This window comes from Streptomyces sp. NPDC004031, from assembly GCF_053604375.1.
The window spans coordinates 75,276-96,781 of the sequence record NZ_JBSGHL010000028.1 but is presented as its reverse complement, the minus strand read 5'-3'; the positions used below and the strand labels follow the sequence as shown (position 1 = coordinate 96,781).

The following is a 21,506-nucleotide window of genomic DNA, read 5'->3' as shown; positions in this document are numbered from 1 at the left end:
CGAGGAGTGGGGTGAGCGTAGCGAGGAGGGTGTCGGCGTCTTCTGCGGCGGCGGTCACGACGCTGGGGCTACTGTCGCGGGCTGCTGCGGTGACGGCGGTGATCTCGGGAGAAGTGCCGACCGTGATCAGGGTGTGGATGCCGAGGGTGGCGACGAGGTGGCCGATGGTCTCGTGGGCGGCGATCGACGTGGGGCCGAGTTCCTTCATCTCGCCGAGGACGGCGATGGTGCGGCGGCCTTGGGCGAGGGAGACGAGGGTTTCCAGGGCGGCGCGGGTGGATTCGGGGTTGGCGTTGAAGGCGTCGTTGATGATCGTGATGCCGTCGGGGCGTTCGAGGATCTCCAGGCGGGCGGCGGAGATTGGTGCCGCGGAGGTCAGGGCTTCGGCGATTACCGAGGTCGGCATGCCCAGGGCGTGGGCGGTGGCGGCGACCGCGAGGGCGTTGTGGACCTGGTGGGCGCCGAGGAGCTGGAGGGTGACGGGGGCGTTGCCGTCGGGGGTGTGGAGGTGGAAGGCGGCGCGGCCTGCGGTCAGTTCGATGCCGGTGGCGCGGACGGTGGCCCGCTCGCTCGTGCCGTAGTACGTGACGGCGGCCTTGGTGCGGTCGGCCATCGCCGCGACCAGGTCGTCGTCGGCGTTGAGGATCGCCACGCCGCCCTCGGACGCGGGCGGGAGGGCCTGGACGAGTTCGCTCTTCGCCTCGGCGATGGCCTCGCGGCTGCCGAACTCGCCGACGTGCGCGGAGCCGACGTTCAGGACGATCCCGAGGGCGGGCGGGGTCAGGGTGGCGAGGTAGGCGATGTCGCCGACATGCCGGGCGCCCATCTCCAGGACGAGATAGCGGGTGTCCTCGTCCGCCGACAGGACGGTCAGGGGCAGGCCGATCTCGGTGTTGAAGCTGCCCGGTGTCGCGACCGTTCGGCCGTGGCGGGAGAGCACCTGGGCGAGCAGGTCCTTCGTCGTGGTCTTGCCCGCCGAGCCGGTCAGCGCGACGACCTGCGCCCCCGTACGGGTCAGGGCGTACTGCGCAAGCCGCCCGAGCGCGGCCGTCACGTCGGGGACCACGACCGCGGGCACACCCACCGGGCGGGAGGCCAGGACGCAGACGGCACCGCCGGCCACCGCCTGGTCGACGAAGTCGTGGCCGTCCACCCGGGCGCCCGTCACCGCGACGAACATCCCGCCCGGCCCGACCTGCCGCGAGTCGCTGCCGCTCGGGCCCGTGACACGTACCCGCTCCGGATCGGGCGCGTCATGGACGGTTCCCCCGGTGGCTTCGGCGATCTCGGCGAGCGTCAGTGTGATCACGGGCAGGACCTTTCTCAGTGCATCGGCGGGAAGGTGATCGCGCGGGCGTACGCCGTGCTCCTCCTGTGCGATGGGCCGGCGGCACATGGGCGCGTCGTGGAGGTGGGGCACGGGGGCGGGCTCCCTGGGGCGCGTCGGGCGGCGGTCTCCCCCACCTCCGTCGCGGCGCCGCGCGCGGGAGTGGGCGGGGGGTCATCGTACGGTCGGCGCGTCAACGCCTCGTGGAGGATCGCCCGCACAACATCCACATGGCGGCGAGGACGTCACCGCCTGCGGCCTGCCGGATCTCCCTTTCTGACGCACGCCGTCGCTCCGGCGTCCGTCGGCGGCGAGGCGGTTCGCCGTGCGGCTTCAGGAACGCAGCGGGCTCCTCCCACCTCGTGGTGGGAGGAGCCTGGGCGTGGTCCTGCGGTCAGTGGGCGGTGCCAGCCGACCAGTAGGTGGAGTTGCCGTCGGGGGAGCTGACGGTCACGTTGCCGTTCGGGTGGATCACCAGTACGGCACCGGGGTGTCCGGCGGTGTTGCTGGCCCACAGCGCGTGCCCGGAGGCGTCGTAGACCACGAGGTTGCCGTCGCGCTGGATGGCGACGGTGTGGCCGGAGCCAGGTGTGTGGGACGACCAGCGCACGCCGCCGCCGGGGCCGATGATCACCAGGTTGCCGTCCGCGTCCATCGCGACCTTCGTGCCGTCCCGGTTGGTGACGGACTGGCCCGACCCCATGGACGAGCCCGAGGCGATGGCCGTCGCGTAGACCACCGCGGGCTTCGGAGCCGGGGCGGGATCGCTCTTCGGCTTCTCCTGCGCGGGGTTGGCGGATTTCGCCGGTGTGGCCGGCTTGGCGGGCGTCGCAGGCTTGGCAGGCGTCGCCGGTGTCGAGGGCTTCGACGGGGTGGCCGGGGTGGCCGGGACGGCCGGGGTGACGGGCTTGGCCGGGGCTGCGGGCTGCGAGACCGCCGGGGTCCCGGTCTCTGCCGGCTTCGAGGAGGTGACCTCAGGCGTGGTGTCCTTGGCGGTGGTGTGGGCCACCGGAGTGCTGGTGGACGACTTCGGGGTCGACGTCTTCGCAGGAGCGGCCGGGGTCGCCGGGGTGGTCGGCGTCGCCTTCTGCGGCGTGGCGGATGTGCCCTTGAACGCGATGACCGGGTACTTCCGCGCGTCCTTCCCGTCCTTGGACTCCTTCGCGTCCTTCGTGTCCTTCGTGTCCGCCGGGTCGTCAGGAGGGGTGCCGTGCGGCGTCTTCGTCGTGTCCTTGTCCGACGCGGCCGGGTCCGACGAGGGAGGCGGGGGCGACGACGGAAGGGTGCCCTGCAGGCCCGGGACGAGCGGGGTGCCGTCGGCTCCGACGAGCGTGGGCAGCACGAGGCTGTCCTCGGGATTGCCGGGGGGCGGCACGGCCGTCAGGTCGCCCGGCGTGGCACCCGGCGTGGGCCCGGCGGCGAAGGGGTCCGTGGTGCCCGTCTCCGTGCCGGGGACGACGGCCGTGTCGTTCGGGGGCGCGACGGCCTGGCCGGAGGTCGACGGACTCGGGGTGCCACTGGTGCCGGGCTGCGCGAGCGAGCCGGAACGGGAGCCGTCCGAACCGTGCCGGGCCGGGGCGGGCATCTGGCTCGAGTAGCCGTCCGGTCCGTCGGCGGAGGTGTGGCCCTGGTGGGCCGTGTCCCCGCCGAGAGAGGCGAGCGGCTGCGGGCTGTTGGCGCCTTCGAGGGTCGTGGTGTCACGGTCATTGCCGTGCACGAACGGGAGGGTGACCAGGACCGCTCCGGCGACCGCGGCCGCCGTCATCAGCGGCCAGCGGCCGACCTTGGCCGCGCGGGCGGCGATGCGGGGCCGGCGTTCCGCGCCGCCCTCGGACACACCCTCGGCGACACCCGCGAGGCTGCCGGTGAGGACGGCCTCCGCCGCGGCCTCGGCCTGCGGGTCCGCGGCGGCAGCGGTCTGCCGGCCCCGGCTGTCCCGGCCCGGCAGCCGGCCGGCGACCGGTCCGCTCTCCGGCACGCCGGTCACGGGGGCCGCGGTGGCCGGTCCCGCGGCGGCGACGAGCTGGGCGGCCGCGATCGCGGCCGACGTGGCGGTACCGCCGATGTCGGTCTCGTCCAGGGGCAGAGCCAGCGCCCGCCGTATGCGCGGCGGTGCGGCCGGGCCGCCTGTCCCCGCCGTCGGCGGGTGTCCGCCCGCCGGGTGGTCGAGGGCCATCCGTCCTCCTCGGTCGTCTGGGGTGATGGGGCGTGTCGTCAGGGTCCGGCGACGGGTCGACCGCCGCCGGGGTGCGGGTCGGGGGTGAGCAGGCCCAGCACTCCGGTGCAGCGTCCGGGCAGCCGGGCGGGGTCGAGCGGACCGGCCGCGGTTCCCTCGGGGCGGGCGCGTGACCGCAGCCGGTCGAGGGCCGTCGCGTCGGCCGCGTCCAGGACGCCGGGGACGGCCGCGGGGGCGGTCTCGGACAGTTCGCGCAGCAGAACGACGGCCGCCCCGTCCAGGTCGTCGACGGCCAGCAGCCGCAGACGCGTCCCGGGGGCGAACAGCACCTCGTCGGCGGGTGCGGGCCCCGCGGCCTCGGCGCCCGCGCCGCCCAGCAGCGAGCCGGCCCGGCGGCCCGTCATCGACCACACGAGGTAGCGGTCACCGGCCACCGCCGGGCCGCCCCGCTCCACGGCGAGTCCGCTGACCGGCAGCACGTCGCCCAACTCCTCGCCGGGCAGCAGGAGCCGGGCCGTCCCGGCGATCCCGGACGCACCCGCGGGGCGCACCACGGCGCCGCGGTAGGAGGGCAGTCGGCGCAGCGCGGCGGCCACGCACGCGAGCACCGGGACCAGGGCGCGGTCTCCGGTGACGGCGGCCGCGCGCAGCCCCTCGTACGACCAGGGCGCACTCTGGTCCACGTTCATGTAGGCGTGCAGCAGCGCCAGTTCGGCGGTGGCGTCCTCCGACTCGGCGACGGAGCCGCCACGCAGGACGGGGACCTGGGTCATGGCCCGCGTCACCGCCACGCTGTGGCCGTCCCAGGTGGCGCCCAGCAGGGTCCGGACCAGGTTGCGTTCGGCTTCGGTGCTGCGCCGGGACGGCAGGACGAGGGCGCGTCCCGCGATCACCGGCACACCGGGGGCGGCGGGGGTGCCGGGGGCGGCGGACGGTTGCGGCGCGACGGTCGGCTCGGGGACAGACGGCTCCGCGGCGGTCGGCGGAAGGGGCGCCGCGGGGCTCACGGGTGCCTCCGGGGCGGCGGACCTCTCCAAGGCGGCGGGGGCCTGCGCCGTGCCGGGGGCCTCGGGAGTGACCGCCTCCCCCGATCCGTCAGATCCTGGCGCCTCGCCGGACGCGGACGCTCCCAGCGGCTGCGGCGGGACGGCCGGGGACGCGAGGGGAGACGTACCGCCGGTACCGCCCTCGGTGGCCAGCCGCAGCGGGGGGTACACGGGCGATTCCGCGGCTCGGCCGTCGCTCTCGCCCGCGGGCGGTTCGGTCGCCCGCGCAGGCCGGGGGGCGTGGTCGCCGCCCGCTGCTCCGGGCCGGTTCGCGCTCCCCGAGGTGAGGCCGGGGAATCCCCGCAGGCGCGGCCTCGCGGGCGCGGCGCCCGCCGAGGACGACCCGCCCGACGACAGCGCCCCCGTCCTCGCCCCTGCCGCACGGGGCGCCCCCGCGTCACTGTCCGCGGCGGCCGCTCGCTCGGGCGCACCCGTCGAAGCAGCGTCCGGGGACGGCGCCTCCTCCACCGGGGAGCCGACGGAGCGCACCCTCCCGGACGCGGCGGAGGCGGGGGTCCGGCCGTCCGACGACGTTGTCATCCCCGCGGCGGCCGGTGTCTCCTCCACGGACGGCACCACCCGAAGTGCCGTGCGGTCCGGCGCCGTTGGCGCGGCCTCGCGGGTGCCGGTCGGCGCGGCGCTCCCGTGCTCGGCCGGGCCGGCACCGCCTGCGCCGGTACCCGCGGCAGCCGTACGGCCCGCGCCCGGCGCGGGCGGTGCCTCGACGGGGCGAGCCGACGCGCCCTCGGCCGGCACGCCCGGCGCCGCGGTACCCGAAGCCCTGCCGGAGGGGACCACCGCGTCCGACCCCGCACCGGCGTGCGCCGCCGCACCCGCCGCGGGAACGGGCACGGCCGGGCCTGACGGATCCGGCACCGACCGGACCGGGACGGGCGGGGCGGCGGCAGCGGCAGCGGCAGCGGCAGCGGCAGCGGCAGACGGTGCCGCGGGGGCTGGCGCCGCAAGGGACGGTGCCGGGCCCGGAATCGCGTCCGGCAGGAAGGGGCGCCAGCCGCGCGCGGCGACCGCCAGCCCGTGCTGGACGGCGAGTCTGCGCACCGCCCGGTGCGTCGCCGCCGACGCCTCCCCGTGGAGCTGGATCATCGTCCGGTCCCGGACGTCGTCCTGGAGCGCGCCGAAGAGCCGTTGCAGCGGTACCCAGAGCGTGGCGTCGTCGAGGGTGAGATCCGGGTGACCGAGATCGATGGCCATCACGTCGGGTTCGACGGGCCGCGCCGCGGCGCTCTCCGGCAGACGCGCGTCGCCGGGACCGACCCACAGGCCGGCCCGGGTGACGGCCACCTGCCAGCGGCGGTCGAGCAGGAGGGTGCCGGGCTCCGCGCCCGGTCGCAGGCCGCCGATCGGGGGGCGCCAGTCGGCCAGTCGGGGCCGTGTCCCGGCGGGGAGGCAGGTGACCGTTTCGACGTAGGGGCGCCAGGACGGGTTGCCGTGCTCGTCCAGCATCACGATGCGGCTGGCCGGGTTGCGGGCGGGGTGGTCCCAGGGCGAGCCCCCGGCGTTGGGCGTGGCGTCGTCGAGGAGGACGGGGACACCGCTGGCGACGCGGAGTTCGGTGCCGAGCAGGTCGGCGGCCTGCTGGGCGGCGGGCAGCAGGTCGTGGCCGTCGCCGGGGAGCAGCCGGACGGTGCCGCGCACGGAGGCGGGCAGGGCGGCGACGATGTCGGCGAGGGCGTCGGCGGGGACAGGTACGGAACCGGGGGCGCCGACGAGGACGACGGGGTGCGCGGGGTCGGCCGGCAGGGCGTAGCGGACGGCGTCGGCGCCCTCGGCGGGCCCGTCCGCCGGCAGCACCAGCAGGCCGGCGGGTATGTGGTGCACCACGCAGCCCTCGGCGGTGTCGGCCGCGATCCGGTCCAGCGCGGCCTGCCAGCCGGGCTGGGGGTGCCGGGCGCCGAGCCGCCGGGGCAGCAGTCCGCGGGAGAAGTGCCACCAGGCGCCGGGCGTGCCGGGGACGTCGGGGGCGAAGAGACCGCCGCCGGGGACGACCATCGCGGCTCCGGCGGGCGCGACCACCTCGAACGACCAGCGTTCGGACAGGCGGCGGGCCGGAGCGGGCCGGCCGGGCAGTTCCGCGGCGCCGCCGGTCATCACCAGCCGGATCTCGGTGACGCCGGACGCCTCGCAGGCGTCGAGTGCCGGGGCGAGGCCGTCACAGAGGGCGTCGGGGTCGTCGAAGCCGGCACCGACGAGCACGGTGGCCCGGCCGGTGGCGGGCGCGCCGAGCACCTCCCGTGCGGACGCCGCGAGATGCTCGGGCAGCGGGCCGGGGCCGTGCACGACGTAGACTCCGTCGCCGCCGGTGACCCGCAGACCTCCGGACTCGGCGTGCCTGGTGGTGCGGGGACTCACCGGCGGCTCCCGTCCGGGCCGGCGCCGTCCGGGGCCGCCACGTGGACCACCCCGTTCTCTCGCCGGAGAACGCTGCTCGTCGTCACCCGGGAAAAGATACCGGGTCCGCCACCGGATCATCGGACAAAAGGCCCTTCCGGCAGGGCAATTGACCAGATCGCATTCCCGAATACGCCCGTAATTCACCTGGCGGCGGGCGGCCCCCGGATACGAAGGGGGAACGATAGGCTGGCGATTCCGCGGCCGTGACGGTCGCGGACCGGAACACCGCGTCGCTCCGGGCTGCTGGACCACCCGGCCACCCGGTGGGCCGACGTCCCCCGGCGGACGGGCATCGGCGGACCACCGGCCGGGCGCGAGCGGCCGCGGGACGGGGACCGTACGATACGGGCCGTCACGAGCCCGACGCTGCACGGACGGAGACGGGATGGCTGCCACGAGCGGGTCCGGCCGTACGGGAGCCGGCCGGCGGACGTACGCCGCGGCGTGCTGCTCGCTGGCGCTGCTTCTCAGCGGGGCCGCAGCCGGGTCCTCGGCGGCCGACACGGCGCCGACTCCGCTGCCCTCAAGCGGCGGGACGGCGGCGCCGCTGCGGCTGCCGGTGATCCCGACGGGTCTCGACCCGCAGGCGCTGAAGGGCTGCACGAAGGCGTCGCCCACGGTGGCCCACACGGTGCCGTGGGCACAGCAGAGCCTCGAACTCGACCGCGCCGGGCAGTTGTCGTCCGGCGCCGGGGTGACGGTGGCGGTGGTGGACACCGGCGTGTCCCGGAGCGCGCCCGCGCTGGCCGGCCGGGTCACGGCGAAGGGCGCCGCCGGGAAGGACTGCGTCGGGCACGGCACGTTCGTGGCCGGGCTGATCGCGGCGGCGCCGGCCGCAGGCAGCGGTTTCAGCGGAGTGGCGCCGGGCGCGCGGGTGCTGGGGCTGAGCGGTTTCGGGACGGGGGGCGCGCCGAGCGAGCCGGCCGTGGCGCAGGCGGTGCGGACGGCGGTGGACGCCGGGGCGTCGGTGGTCGACGTGTCGCTGGGCTTCCAGAGCTCCGGCGCCGCGCTGGACTCGGCGCTGGCCTACGCGGCCGCCAAGGACGTCCTGGTGGTGGCCGCCGCGGTCCCCGACGGGGTGTACTACAAGGACGCGAGCGACGACGATCCGCCCGCGATCCCGTTCTGGCCCGCGGCGCACCCGGGTGTGCTGTCGGTGGTCGACGTGGACGGCACCGGCAGCCGGCCGGACGGTGCCGTCCGGCCCTCCCGGGCCGACATGGCCGCGCCCGGCGACGCGGTGATCTCCATCGGTCCGAGCGGCCGGGGGCACTTCCTGGGTGACGGGCCCTCGGTGGCGGCCGCCCTGGTGGCGGGCGCGGCCGTCCTCCTCCGCTCGTACGAACCGGAGCTGACCGCCCCCGAGGTGGCGGCGCGGCTGGAGGCGACGGCGTATCCGGGGGCGGTGCCGGTGCTCGACGCGTACGCGGCGCTGTCCGACGTCCTCCCCGGCGCTCCCGGCCGGACCGCCGCTCCGGACACGGCGTTCAGCCTGCACCGCGAGCCTGCCGATCCGGGCCCCGAGCACCGGGCGCTGCTGGTGGTGGGCGGCTCCGCGCTGACCGCCGCCGCCCTCGCGGCGAACGCCGCGCTGGCTCGGCGGCGCCGCTGCGCCCCACCCCGCCCGGCCACGACGACCTCGGCCGCTCCCCCGGCGTAGCGGCTCCCGGTCGCCGTTCAGAAGAGGTCCGGCGCCGGCTCCTCCGCTTCGGTGACCGCCGTCTGGACCTGGACGGTGCTGCGACGGGTGATGTAGAGGGCCCGGCCGGGCGGCAGCAGCCGCGGCTTGGTGTTGTTGAAGAGATAGCCCTCGGACGGCGGGCAGGACATCAGCAGGCCGGGCGCGTTGACCTCCAGCAGCCGCCGCACCAGGGGGTCGTTGATACCGCGCATGGCCCCGGCCGCGGCCCGGGTGAGGACGGTGTGGAAACCGATCTCGTAGCCCAGCGGCAGGTGTTCGAGGAGCGGCTCGAAGGGGTTGCGCATCGGGTTGGCGACGAGGTCGTAGTCGTCGATGAGGATGAACAGCCGCGGTCCGGGCCACCAGTCCGCCTGCCGCATCCGGGCCGGGGTGATCTCGGGTCCGGGTGTGCGGGAGCGCAGCGCGCGGGCGGCACCGTCGACGAGTTCCCGGAGCTGGTCGACGGAGACGGCGTGGCCGAGCCGGTAGGGCTCGGGGACCGCCTCGATCAGCTCGCGGCGGAAGTCGACGACGAGGATGCGCGCCTGGGCGGGGGTGAACCGCTCGGTGACGCTGCGGGCTATCAGCCGCAGCAGGTTGGTCTTGCCGCTCTCGGTGTCGCCGAACGCCACCAGGTGCGGTGCCTCGGTGAAGTCGTGCCAGGCGGTGCCGAGTTCGGTCTCCTCCACGCCGATCGGGATACGGAACAGCGCGCGGGGCGGGCGGCCGTCCCGCGCGGCGGCCACGGCGGCGGCGGGCGGCGGCGGCAGTTCGGCGACGGGCAGCAGCGTGGGCAGCATCCGCACCGGCGGGGCGGCCGGGCCGGTCCAGCTCTCGGCGACGGCGGCGACCAGGTCGCCGACGCCGTCGGCGAGGTCGGCGGCGCTCTCCACGCCGTCGATCCGCGGCAGCGCGGCAAGGAAGTGCAGCTTGCTGTCGGTGGTCAGACCGCGGCCGGGGCTGCGCGGCACGGTGCCGGCGCGGCGGATGTCGACCATCGAGTCGAGCGGGTCGCCCATCCGCAGTTCCACCCGGGTCGCCGACTGGTCGCGGATCTGCGAGGAGAGTTCCACCCAGCGGGCGGTGGTGGTGACGAGGTGGACGCCGTAGCTGAGTCCGCGCGCGGCGATCCGGTTGACGGTGGGGACGTGGTCCTGGAAGTCCTGCCGGACGGTGGACCAGCCGTCGATGACGAGGAAGACGTCGCCGAACGGCTCGTCGGGGAACTCACCGGCCGCGCGGCGGCGCCGGAACGTCGGCATGGAGTCGATGCCGTGCTCCAGGAACAGCCGCTCGCGGCGGCCGAGCAGGGAGGTGATCTCGGCCAGGGTGCGGCTGACGCGTTCGTGGTCCAGCCGGCCGGCGACCCCGCCGACGTGCGGCAGCCCGGCCAGCGCCGCGAGCGTGCCGCCGCCGAAGTCCAGGCAGTAGAACTGCACTTCGCGCGGGGTGTGGGTGAGGGCGAGAGCGGCGATGAAGCTGCGCACGAGGGTGGACTTGCCGCTCTGCGGGCCGCCCGCGATGCCGACGTGGCCGCCGGCCCCGGACACGTCCAGGGTGAGCAGGTCGCGCTTCTGCTCGAACGGCCGGTCGATGATGCCGACGGGGAGGGTGAGCCCGCCGCGGCCGGGCCAATCCACGGTGGTCAGGCCGAGCGCGTGGTCGGGGGCGAGCGGAGGCAGCAGCCGGTCGAGGGTGGGCGGCAGGTCCAGCGGGGGCAGCCACACCTGGTGGGCGGGCGGTCCGGCGGCGTGCAGCCGCCCGATGGCGACCGACAGCAGCGAGTTCTCCCCCGCGTCGGGCTCGGAGACCAGCGGGTCGGGCCCGGCCGACTGGGCGCCGGCGCCGAGGGGGTGCGCGCCGGGGCCGGCCGTGGGGGCACCGGCCGGGGCGAGGTGCTCCGGGTCCGGCCCGGCGCCGGCTTCCTGCGGCCGCTCGCGCTGCTCGACCCACTCGCCGGTCCACGGCACGACCTGGCTGGCGACCTGCGCCTGGGCCAGCGCACCGGCCCGCCGGCGGTAGGCGCCCGAGACGTACGCGGCGCGGAACCGGGTCAGCGCCTCGACGCCGCTCTTGAGGAAGCCGCTGCCGGGCTGCGGCGGCAGCTCGTAGGCGTCGGGCACGCCGAGCACACCGCGGGACTCCATCGCGGAGAACGTGCGCAGCCCGATCCGGTAGGACAGGTGCGACTCCAACTGGTGCATGCGGCCCTCGTCCAGCCGCTGCGAGGCCAGCAGCAGATGGACGCCGAGCGACCGGCCGAGCCGGCCGATCATCACGAACAGGTCCATGAACTCGCGGTGTGCGGCCAGCAGTTCGCTGAACTCGTCGACGACGACGAAGAGGCTGGGCAGCGGTGCGAGCGGCGCGCCCGCCGCGCGTGCCCGCTCGTACTCCAGCGCCGAGGTGTGGTTGCCGGCGGCTCGCAGCAGTTCCTGGCGGCGGATGAGTTCGCCGTGCAGGGCGTCCTGCATACGGGAGACGAGCCCGGCCTCGTCGGCGAGGTTGGTGATCACCGCCGAGGTGTGCGGGAGTTCGTCCAGGCCGAGGAAGGTCGCGCCGCCCTTGAAGTCGACGAGGACGAAGTTGAGGGTCTCCGAGGAGTGGGTGAGGGCCAGGCCCAGGACGAGGGTGCGCAGCAGCTCGGACTTGCCGGAGCCGGTGGCGCCGATGAGCATGCCGTGCGGACCCATGCCTCCCTGCGCGGACTCCTTGATGTCGAGTTCGACCGCGCGGCCGTCGGCGCCGACCGCGATGGGCACCCGCAGCCGGGCGTGCCCGTTCGCTGCCCGCCGCAGCCAGTGGTCGTGGACGTCGTGCCGGTGCAGGTCGGGTATGCCGAGCAGGCTGGTGAGCTGGATGTCGGACTCCAGCGGGTGGGCCGCCTCACCGCTGTCGCCGGTGCGCATCGGGGCGAGCCGCGCGGCCAGGGCGCGGGCGGCGTGCGCGCCGAGGGAGTCGGCGCGGCCGAGCGGGGTGGTGGTCTCCTTGCGGTTGCGGTCGGTGCGGACCAGACCGACCTCCCCTTCGGCGTCGAACCGTAGCCGAAGCACGGTGCGGCCGGGCCGCCAGCTCAGGGTGGCGCCGCAGTCCACGACGACGGCGTTGCGGAAGCCGGCCCGGTCGAAGCGGTGACCGGCCGGGAGCCGGCCGCCGTCGAGGACGACCACGGTGAACGGCTCGTCCTTGGAGGGAGCGGCGGCCGCGTCGAAGGGCGGCCGTCCGGTGAAGTCCTCGCCGAGCAGGTCCTCCAGGTCGTCGGCGGTGGTGGCGATGAGCCGGGCGGGGCCGGCGCCGTCGTTCTCCAGCGGGTGGAGGGCGTGCGGCAGCCACTTGGCCCAGTCCCATTCCGGCCGCCGTTCGGGGGCGACGCAGAAGGCCACCACCAGATCCTGCGGGGCGTGCATGACGGTGAGCTGGGCGACGAGCGCGCGGGTGGCGCCGAGCGTGCGCTCGCGGTCGCCGTGCAGCAGCACCCGGGCCCAGGTGCGCAGGAACACCGCGATGGGCTGCTCGGGCACGGTGGAGTAGGTGTTGATGAACGCCCGGAGCGCGTGCGCGGTCAGCGGGTCGAGGTCGTCGACCGGCCGGGTGGCGTTGGCGGTCAGCCGCAGCGAGAGCCGCTGGTCGCCGACAGCGATCCGCACCTCGCCGAAGTCCTCGTCGCCGGGGCGGCGTTCCCACAGCCGGCTGGTGTCGGCGAAGGACCACAGGGCGGCCGGCTCGGGGTGCTGCCAGGCCAGCGCGCGCTGCTGGTCGGCGACCGCCCTGCGCACCCGGCGGCGCTGCGCGCCGAGGTAGCGCAGGTAGTCGCGGCGGGCGCCCTTGAGCTTGTTGCGGCGCTCGCTGCCTGCTCGGGCGAGCTGGCCGACGAGCATCATGCCCATGGAGAGCACCATCATGCCGACGATCAGATACGTGACCGGGCTGGAGGCCGTGCCGGGGCGGGTGTAGAGCAGCACGATGGCACCGGACATCATGGCCATCGGCAGGTAGGTGAGCATGGCGTTGCCGCTGGGCTGCGGCTCCGACATCACCGGGGGCTCCTGGAGGGCCAGGTCGCCCTCGGGCATCTGCGGGCCGCCCCGGCGGGCCGGACGGCGGAAGTGCACGACGCTCAAAGGGAGTTCACCTCACGGGCTGTCATACTCGGCACCGCACCATCCCATCACGCGCGGGTGTGCGGACGACAAGGACCCCGCTCACGTCCCGTTGGCCACCAGGTGGACCTCCCGTCACATCGCCGGGGTAGGGTGCCCGGCGTTCGAGGTGGCCGGGTCGCGGTGCCACGGGTTTCTGGGAGGGCGGCACATGAGCGAGAGCTCGGTTGCTGGGCTGTGCAGACTGACCGTCAGAGCGCCGGGATCGGCGCTGGATCTCGCGGTGCCTTCGGACATCCCGCTGGCCGACCTGCTGCCCGCGATCGTCGGCCACGCGGGCGGTGAGCTGGCCGAGTCCGGTCTGGAGCACGGTGGCTGGGTGTTGCAGCGGATCGGCGGACCGCCGCTGGACGCGGAGGGCACCCCGCAGTCGCTGGAGCTGCGCGAGGGTGAGGTGCTGCTGCTGAGGCCGATGGCGGAGGCACTGCCGCCGGTGCGCTTCGACAACCTCGTGGACGGCGTCAGCGCCACGATGCGGGAGCTGCCGCACGCCTGGTCGCCGCTCGTGAGCCGCTGGGCGCTGCGCGGGGTGCTGCTGGCCGTGCTGAGCGCGGCACTGGTGCTGCTGGCGCTGTCCGGCGGGGAGTCGTCGTCGCGGGCGGCGCTGGCCGCGGGGGCGGCGCTGCTGGCGCTGGCCGGGGCGGGCGCGGCGGCCCGGGTGCTGGACGACCTGCCCGGCGCGGTGCTGCTGGGGCTGTCCGCGGGGCCGTTCGCGGCGCTGGCCGGATCGCTGGCGGCCGGCGGCGGGCAGCCGGGGCCGCGCTGGCTGGCGGCCGGGGCGGCCTGGTGCGTGGCCGGTGCGCTGGCGCTGACGCTGGTGGCCGCCTGTCCGGTGGCGTTCGTGCCGAGCGTGGTCGCCGGAGTGGCCGCGCTGCTGGCCGGGACGCTGATGACGGGCGTGCACGACGCGGGCCTGGACGGCGCGGGAGCCGCGGTGGCGGTGCCGGTGGTGGTGTTCGGCGCGTTCGTGCCGATGATGTCGTTCTCGCTGGCCGGGCTGCGGCTGCCGCTGCTGCCGACGACGTCCGACCAGCTCCAGGAGGGCATCGAGCCGTACCCGAGCACGGAGGTCGAGACGCGCACCCGGGCCACCGACCAGTGGATGACGGGTCTGTACGCGGCGGCCGGTGTGATCTGCGCGGCCTGCACGGCCGGGCTGGCGACCGATCCCGGGTGGGCGCAGGGGGTGACGGGGGCGCTGCTGGCGCTGCTGCTGGTGCTGCACGGCCGCAGCCTCGGCAATGCCTGGCAGCGGTTGTCGCTGGTGCTGCCCGGGGCGCTCGGCGCGGTGCTGCTGGCCGTCTGCGCGGCCCGCCGGCACGGGCCGCACGCCCAGTTGCTCACCGTCGCCTGCCTGCTGGCGGTGGCGGCGCTGACCGCGGTCGTGGCGTGGACGGTGCCGGGGCGGCGGCTGCTGCCCTACTGGGGACGGGCCGGGGACATCCTGCAGTCGGTGGCGGCGGTGGGACTGCTGCCCGCCGTGCTGTGGGTGCTGGACGTCTACGGCCGGCTGCGCGGGATCCGGGGGTAGGGCGGTGCAGACCCGACGCGACCAGGTCCAGGCGCACCGCTTCGTGGTGTCGCGGCTCACCTCAGGGCTGCTGCGCAACGACCCCGACGTACCGGAAGGCCCCAACACACGCACCAACCGGGCGCTGGCGTTCGGCGGGGCACTGGGCGCGGTGATCGCCGCGGGGTTCCTGGTGTTCGGCTTCGTCTCACCGGGTGGCTCCGCGGCCTGGAAGCAGCCCGGCACGCTCGTCGTCGAGCAGGGCACCGGCAACCGGTACCTGTACGACGGGACGCTGCGCCCGGTGCGCAACTACGCCTCCGCGCGGCTGATCGCCGGCGCCGGCATGACCGTGCACACGGTGCCGCGTACGACGCTGGCGCAGGTGCGGCGCGGCGGCCCGGTGGGCATCACCGGGGCCCCGGACGCGCTGCCGTCGGCGGCCCGGGTCGACACCGGCGCGTGGCAGGTGTGCGCCGCGACCCGGACCACCGACAGCGGCGGCACCGCACCGGCCACCACCCTGACCGTGGGCGGCGCCCGGTCCGGGGACGGGGTCGGCCCCGGCCAGGCACTGCTGGTCGACGGGCCGGACGGCACCTCCTACCTGCTGTGGCGGGGCAACCGGTTCCGGATGTCGTCGGGGACCTCCACCGCGGACGCGCTCGGTTACGGGACCGCGCGGGCGCTGCCGGTGTCGGCGGCCTTCCTCGACGCGGTTCCGGCAGGCCCGGACCTGGCCCCGCGGGACGTGCCGGGCAAGGGCACGCCCGGCCCGGTGCTGGACGGCCAGGCCACCCGCGTCGGACAGGTCTTCGTGGTGCGCACGCCGGGCGCCGCCCAGCAGTACTACCTGCTCGAACGGGCGGGCCTGGTGCCGGTGACCACCACGCAGGCGGCGCTGGAACTGGCCGCGCCGGACGAACGCTCCGCGGCCTACGCGGGCAGCGCCCCCACCGCCGTGCCGCTCGCGACGGACGCGCTCAACTCGGCGCTGGTGCGCGGCGGCACCGCGAGCACCGGCGACGGCTCCCAGGCGCTGCCGCCGACGCCGCCAGCCCTGGTGCCGGTGGACGCCGGGCAGGCCGCGTGCGTCCGGCTGGACCCCGCGGCGCCCGCGGACGGTGACGGGACGGGCGCCGGGGCACGGATCAGCCTGTCGGTGGCACCGGCCGCCGGTCTCGGCGCGGGGAGCGCGGGCGCCGCCGGGGCGGACACCTCCGCGGCCCAGGCGCACGCGGCCCCCGCGTGCCTGCCGGTCGACGCGGTGCTGCTGCCGCCTGGCGGCGGCGCGCTGGTGCGGGCCCTGGGCGCGGGCGGCGGCCCGGTGGGCGCGACGACCTACCTGGTGGCCGACGACGGGGTGAAGTACCTGGTGCCCGACGCGCAGGCGGCCGAGGCGCTCGGGTACGACCGCGCGGCGGCCCGCGGGGTGCCCGCGCCGCTGCTGGCCATGCTGCCGACCGGACCGGACCTGTCGCCGCGGGACGCCCTGGCGGGCCGTGCCCAGACCACCGGCGGCAGCGCGTGCACCGACGGGAACGGCGGCACCGGCACCGTCGGCAGCGGCGCCGCGGGCGATTCCTGACCGGTATTCCGCCGCCGCGCCGCCCCGTCCGGTGCGGGTGATGCGTGTATCCCGCTTTACCTCGCGAAATGGCCCACGGGCAACCGGAGTCGGCAGAACGGCGAGATTTCTTTCATCGTTGAAAAGGATTCACTCAGGCTTTGTTGCAGCTGAGTTGGCGGTCGGCTTACGCTGGCGCGCGATCGCAGTCCGAGTGGGCCACCGTTCGCCGCCCACCGGTGCACACGGGTCCCTCACGGGCACCCGCGCCCCGGGGTCCGGCGCGCAGCCCGGTGCCGCCCGCCAACCGGGAAGGACACCGTATGAGCACCCCCTCCGGCACGACGCAGCAGTCGTCGACAGCGACATACAGCCAGGCGGTCTCGTACCTCGAGACCGCGCGGAGCAGGATGACCGCGGTGCAGCAGCAGGTGGCCGACGCCGCCGCGACGCTGTCCACGCACTACCAGGGTCCCGACGGCCAGGCGTACGCGCAGGTGATGGCGGCCTGGTCGGCGGAGGTGGACCGGATCAAGGCCACCTGCGAGGCCATGGAGGACCAGCTGGACAACAGCCTCCAGGCGTCGAACAAGACGCAGAGCGACAACCTCGGCGCCGTCCAGCAGGCGGGCCACCTGTCGATCACCCACGGCTCGGTCTCCGACGGCGTCTACGGCGCGCTGACCAGCTGACGCGACGTCCGAGCAGCCCGAACCGCCCCGCCCCTCCCACCTTCTGGAGCGCACATGTCCGCCGAGGACGGCATCTACATCGACCACGGGCAGGCAATGACCTTCTCCGAGGAGATGCAGCAGCAGACGCAGCGCATCGCCGGGATCGTCAGTGACCTGCAGAGCGAGCTGGGGACGATCGTCGCCAGCTGGCTCGGCCCGGACCGCGACATCTACTACAACAAGGTCCAGCCCACCTGGAACGCCGAGGTGAACGCGCTCAGCACGATCCTTTCCAGCCATGCGCAGACGCTGGAGGGCATCTCGGACAACTACAAGCAGACGGTGTACCGCAACGCGCAGGGCTTCGAGGAGATCAAGTTCTGAGTCCCCGCAACGGGGCGTGCCCGGCGGCCGACCGCCGACCGGGCCCGTCCCGCGCCGGGCCCGCCACACCGACCGCCGCCAGGAAGGCACCGCGATGACCCACAAGGCCGATCTGACGAAGCTGGACGCGAAAGCGCTCCAGGATTTCATCGACGACGACGTCAGCGCCTTCATCACCGACATCGCCAACCTGCGCAAGGCCGGCCAGAAGCCGCCGGCCCTCTTCGACCTGGGCAGCTCGCCGACACCGGTCACCATGGGCCAGATGGGCGGTGACGACACCACCGGCGGCAAGAACGTGGTGAGCAACGCGCAGAACGCGGCCCAGGCCATCGACAAGGTGCTGCGCACGCACAAGGAGTCCTTCGAGGAGCTGAAGAAGGAGCTCCAGAAGGTCATCACCACGATGCTGAAGACCCAGGGCGACACGCTGGCGACCCTCGACGGGCAGAAGTTCGTCGACGCGCTCTCCGGCTACGACTTCGACATGAACGGCGGCGACTCCACCGGCCAGCCGCCGTCCGGCTCGGGCCACGACTCCTCGTCCTGACGTCCCGCACCCGCCCGGCCGCGCCGCCGCGGCCCGGGTCGCTCCCGGAGGTACCGCATGGCCGCGTCGGCCGACAACTGGGAAGACATCATCAACCTGGTCACCGGCTTCACCCTGCCCGCCCGCAGTGACATCACCGGGGCGAAGGGCCAGGGCGGCCTGCACTGGCTGGACGTGAAGATCGACAAGGTGAAGCAGGGCACCAGCGCCACCGGCGGACCGCACGCCGACGGCAAGGGCTTCGACATCTACTTCTTCTCCGGCAGCGGCGACGACGTCGACGGTTACAAGGCCACGGTCACCTTCACCGACCAGACCGACGGCCTCCACTACTGGACGCGCTCGCAGAACGCGCTGAAGGTCCTTGTGGGCAAGCCCTACACGACGCTGGACGCGCGCACCGACGACGACAGCGCCGGGGATCCGAGCGCCGGCAACGCGGTCGACCTCACCACGTTCCCGGTGATGGCCAAGTCCTTCGACGCCGCGGGTACGTTCTTCAAGAACCACAGCGAGACGCTGAAGCAGTGGGCGGAGAGCCTCGGCGACGAGAACGCGGCGTGGAAGGGCCATGCGGCCGGTGTCTTCTACCACCTGGTCACCGACCTGCACGACACGTACGACACCCTCACCGCCGACCTGATCCCGCCGGGCTTCTCCCCGGCGCACACCTCGCCGTCGACCGGCTACGTCTCCTCCACCCAGTTCGGGGACTCGATCGTGGGCGCGGAGGTGTCGCTGCACGACGCGTTCACCTCCCTCAACGACCACCTCACGAAGTTCGTGAAGAAGACCGGCAGCACGGTCAAGAACACTCATCCGGACGGCAGCACCACCCAGGCCACGGTGAGCGGTGACACCCGCGAGGTGCTGGTGGCGGTCATGAACGACATCGTCACGTGGGTGAACGACCACAACCTGACGAAGGTGACGTCCTACGACAAGCCCAATCCGTACGGCGGCTACATGGGCAACCCCGGGGCGCCGATCCCGACGCTCACCACGGGTCCCGACTTCTCCGACACCACGACGTGGGGAAGCCTGAAGGACACCGCCACCTGGGGAGGCGCGGCCAACGAGGCGATCGCCCGGTGGACCGCCAACGTCCAGACCAACCTGGACGATCCGGCCCGCGCGGTGATCAAGACCCTCCAGCAGTCCTGGAGCCGGGTGCTCAACCCGAACTGGGACGGCGCCTTCCAGTTCAGCCCCGGCCCCGCCGTCTCGCTGGCCTCCGAGTACCAGAAGGAGGAGGCGGCGATCGAGAAGGCGAAGGCGGACGAGGCCAACGACAAGCTCAACAAGGCGCTGGACAACATCGGCGACGGCATGAACAACTTCAAGAACGGGCTGGACGACTTCGGGAAGGACATCAACAAGGGCCTGGACCACTTCGGCGACAGCGTCGGCGACCTCGGCAACAACATCAACAACGGTCTCGACCACTTCGGCGACAGCGTCGGCGACCTCGGCAACAACATCAACAACGGCCTGGACCACTTCGGCGACAGCGTCGGCGACAACCTCGGCGACGGGCTGCACGGCCTGGGCAACGAGTTCCGGACGGTCGGCGGCGGCCTGAACAACCTGAACGACGGGCTGAACCACTTCGGCGACAACATCAACAACGGCCTGGACCACTTCGGCAACAGCTTCACCAACGGCCTGGGCGGCCTCGACAACCTCAACAACCTCGGTAATCTCGGCAATCTCAGCAACCTCTTCACCGGCCCCAACGGCAACGGCAGCCCGACCGGGCTGCTCGACCCGGTCACCTCCTTCGTGCCGACGCCCCACAGCGACCTGCTGACGAACACCGTCGACCCCTCCCTCGCCGGCTTCCGCAACAGCACCGGCTCGACGACCACGCAGAACGCCGACGGCAGCGTCACCACGACCTATCCCGACGGCAGTTCGACAACCGTCGCGCCCGACGGCACCGTCACCTCCACGGGCCCGAACCGCAGCACCACCACGACCAAGCTCAACCCCGGTCAGACGCTGACCAACCCGGACGGCTCGACCACGGCGATCGGCTCGGACGGCTCGATCACCACGCACTTCCCGGACGGCTCCACGGTCACGCAGAAGCCCGACGGCAGCCTCGTCACGACCGACCCGGACGGCAGCACCACCACCCACTTCGGCAACGGCGTCGTGGAGACCACCGGAACCGACGGCGTCACCCACCTGACGTCGCCCGACGGCACGACGATGACGCAGAACCCCAACGGCAGCGTCACCTCGGACTTCCCGGACGGCAGCCACACGACGCTCTCGCCCGACGGCACGGTGACCACCACGGATGCCTCCGGCCACACCGTCACCAGCCACCTGGGCAACGGGCAGTCGCTGGTCAACCCCGACGGCAGCAGCACCACGCTGGGCGACGACGGGTCGATGACGACGCACTACCCGGACGGCTCGACCGTCACCGTCCACCCCGACGGGAGCGTCACGACCACCGACGCGACCGGCACCGGCACCGGGCCGGGCAGGGGACCGGGCGGCCTGGCCAACGAGTCGGACCTGTCGCACGGCGGCGGACCCCGGGTGCCGACCTCCAGCAGCGGGCTGACCCTGCGGGACAGCACGGGTCACACCACCACGCACTTCCCGAGCGGGGCCGTCGCCACCACGGACTCGCTGGGCAACACCACCACGACGTTCCCCGACGGCAGCTCGACCGTGGCCGGCCCCAACGGCGAGTTCCAGACCGTGCCCAGCCCGCAGACCCTGGCCGCGGCGCAGGCCGCCGCCGCGCAGCCGCTGGGCGGCGTCGGGGGCGGCCTCGGCGGCGCCCAGGGAGCGACCGCGGCCACCGACGCGGTGGGGCTGAGCGGACTCGCGTCCCCCATGATGATGATGATGGGGATGTCGCGCATGGGTCAGCAGGGCCAGCAGCGGGAGGGCGAGCGGGTCCGCGAGACGTACGCCCAGCGCGACGGGGACGGCGCCTTCATCCAGGGCGGCAGCCACCAGCACCACGCCCCGCCGCCCGAGGACGCGTTCGAGGAGGAGGACGCCGACCCGGACGAGCTGCCGAGCCGCACCCCGCCCGGCGGCCAGGGCGGCCGGACCGGCCGCGGCGCGCCCCAGCGGCCCTCCACCCAGTCCAGCTGGTCGGACGGTGACGACGTGTGGGGCACCGGCGAGGAGGGAATGCCCGCCTCCCTCGGCCGCTAGAACCTTCCCCCCGGGGCCGCCGGCACCGGCCCGTGAGCGCCCCACCCCGCCCCTGACCATGGAGGACCACCCGTGAGCGACGACCTGCGCAGCCGGCTCGACCAGGCGATGGCCGAGTTCGAGACGCAGCGGCAGGCCCTGGTCGCGGCCAGGGACCGGATCGCCGCCGTGGAGGTGACCGCCCGCTCGCGCGACAACGCCGTCGAGGTCACGCTCGGCGCCGACGGCGCCCCCACCGCGCTGCGCTTCCCCGACAACCGGCACCAGAAGATGTCCGGCCAGGAACTGGCCGCCTCCGTGCTGGAGGTGATCAGGGTCGCCCGCGAGGAGCTCGCGGTGCGGGTGCGGACCGGCTTCGACGAGGCGGTGGGAGTGGTGCGCGGCTCCGCCGCCGACCCGGCCGAGGACCGCCTCCAGGGCCTGGGCCTGGACCGGCTGCTCGACCCCCTGCGGGCCCCCGGCGGCCCGCTCGACCCGTCCGGAGGCAAGCCCCGTGGCTGACGACAACGTGTTCGCGGCGATACCCGACGAGGTCCGGCAGGGCGGTGCGGTCACCGACGAGGTGGGGCTCGCCGCCCGGCAACTGGCCAAGGCGTACGAGACGTACAGCGCCTTCGACCCCAACGACCCGCCGTGGGGCCGGAGCGGCGAGACCGCCAAGGCGTTCCAGGAGAAGTACGTGCAGCCGCACGCCGACCTGCGGGACGCCCTCGACGCCCTCGCCCAGGCCATCGTTTCGGCCGCCACGAAGACCGTCAACTCCGGGAACGGCTTCCACAACGCCCAGTCCGACGCCCTCGACGCCCTGCACGGGGACGGAGGTCGGCGCTGAC

General features: G+C 74.6%; 13 protein-coding genes. 9 read left to right on the top strand and 4 right to left on the bottom strand.

Annotation, left to right across the window (positions count from 1 at the left end):
- From ACWERV_RS19640 to ACWERV_RS19630, 3 genes are all read right to left on the bottom strand, one after another.
- On the bottom strand, positions 1-1,309 hold a 1,309-nt coding region (locus ACWERV_RS19640), incomplete at its 3' end, for a UDP-N-acetylmuramoyl-tripeptide--D-alanyl-D-alanine ligase (protein WP_452934557.1).
- 412 nt (positions 1,310-1,721) lie between these two features.
- A complete protein-coding gene (locus ACWERV_RS19635) occupies positions 1,722-3,503 on the bottom strand; it encodes a hypothetical protein (protein ID WP_452934555.1) in 1,782 nt (593 codons plus the stop codon).
- A 38-nt stretch (positions 3,504-3,541) separates the two neighbouring features.
- The gene (locus ACWERV_RS19630; protein ID WP_452934552.1) at positions 3,542-6,919 is read right to left on the bottom strand and encodes a hypothetical protein; all 3,378 of its coding nucleotides are present in this window, start codon (positions 6,917-6,919) and stop codon (positions 3,542-3,544) included.
- A 427-nt stretch (positions 6,920-7,346) separates the two neighbouring features.
- Here ACWERV_RS19630 and ACWERV_RS19625 point away from each other — a divergent pair, with 427 nt between their 5' ends.
- Positions 7,347-8,621 carry a S8 family serine peptidase gene (locus ACWERV_RS19625; protein WP_452934549.1) on the top strand — a complete coding sequence of 425 codons (1,275 nt, stop codon included), beginning with the start codon at positions 7,347-7,349 and terminating at the stop codon, positions 8,619-8,621.
- Positions 8,622-8,638: 17 nt separating this feature from the next.
- On the opposite strand, the gene eccCa is transcribed toward ACWERV_RS19625, so the two are convergent.
- Positions 8,639-12,715: a type VII secretion protein EccCa gene (gene eccCa, locus ACWERV_RS19620; protein WP_452934563.1), complete on the bottom strand. Its 4,077-nt coding sequence runs from the start codon at positions 12,713-12,715 to the stop codon at positions 8,639-8,641.
- Positions 12,716-12,953: 238 nt separating this feature from the next.
- On the opposite strand from eccCa, the gene eccD reads away from it, so the two are divergent.
- The 8 genes from eccD (at position 12,954) to ACWERV_RS19580 (ending at position 21,505) form a co-directional block, all read left to right on the top strand.
- Positions 12,954-14,333, top strand: coding sequence for a type VII secretion integral membrane protein EccD (gene eccD, locus ACWERV_RS19615; RefSeq protein WP_452934546.1), 1,380 nt, complete (start codon positions 12,954-12,956; stop codon positions 14,331-14,333).
- 4 nt (positions 14,334-14,337) lie between these two features.
- A complete protein-coding gene (gene eccB / locus ACWERV_RS19610; protein WP_452934543.1) occupies positions 14,338-15,900 on the top strand; it encodes a type VII secretion protein EccB in 1,563 nt (520 codons plus the stop codon).
- Positions 15,901-16,202: 302 nt separating this feature from the next.
- On the top strand, positions 16,203-16,571 hold the full coding sequence (locus ACWERV_RS19605; RefSeq protein WP_452934540.1) for a hypothetical protein: 369 nt from the start codon (positions 16,203-16,205) through the stop codon (positions 16,569-16,571).
- A 54-nt stretch (positions 16,572-16,625) separates the two neighbouring features.
- Positions 16,626-16,937, top strand: a complete 312-nt coding sequence (locus ACWERV_RS19600; protein WP_398177838.1) for a WXG100 family type VII secretion target — start codon at positions 16,626-16,628, stop codon at positions 16,935-16,937.
- A gap of 94 nt (positions 16,938-17,031) precedes the next feature.
- Positions 17,032-17,487 (top strand): type VII secretion system-associated protein, encoded by a 456-nt coding sequence (locus ACWERV_RS19595; protein ID WP_452934537.1) that lies wholly within the window; start codon positions 17,032-17,034, stop codon positions 17,485-17,487.
- Between the two features lie 57 nt (positions 17,488-17,544).
- Complete coding sequence (locus ACWERV_RS19590; RefSeq protein ID WP_452934535.1) at positions 17,545-20,673, top strand: AAWKG family protein; 3,129 nt, start codon at positions 17,545-17,547, stop codon at positions 20,671-20,673.
- A gap of 72 nt (positions 20,674-20,745) precedes the next feature.
- Positions 20,746-21,174 carry a YbaB/EbfC family nucleoid-associated protein gene (locus tag ACWERV_RS19585; RefSeq protein WP_398177828.1) on the top strand — a complete coding sequence of 143 codons (429 nt, stop codon included), beginning with the start codon at positions 20,746-20,748 and terminating at the stop codon, positions 21,172-21,174.
- Positions 21,167-21,505: a hypothetical protein gene (locus tag ACWERV_RS19580; protein ID WP_452934532.1), complete on the top strand. Its 339-nt coding sequence runs from the start codon at positions 21,167-21,169 to the stop codon at positions 21,503-21,505. Before ACWERV_RS19585 ends, ACWERV_RS19580 begins: the two co-directional genes overlap by 8 nt.
- Position 21,506: the final 1 nt, after the last annotated feature.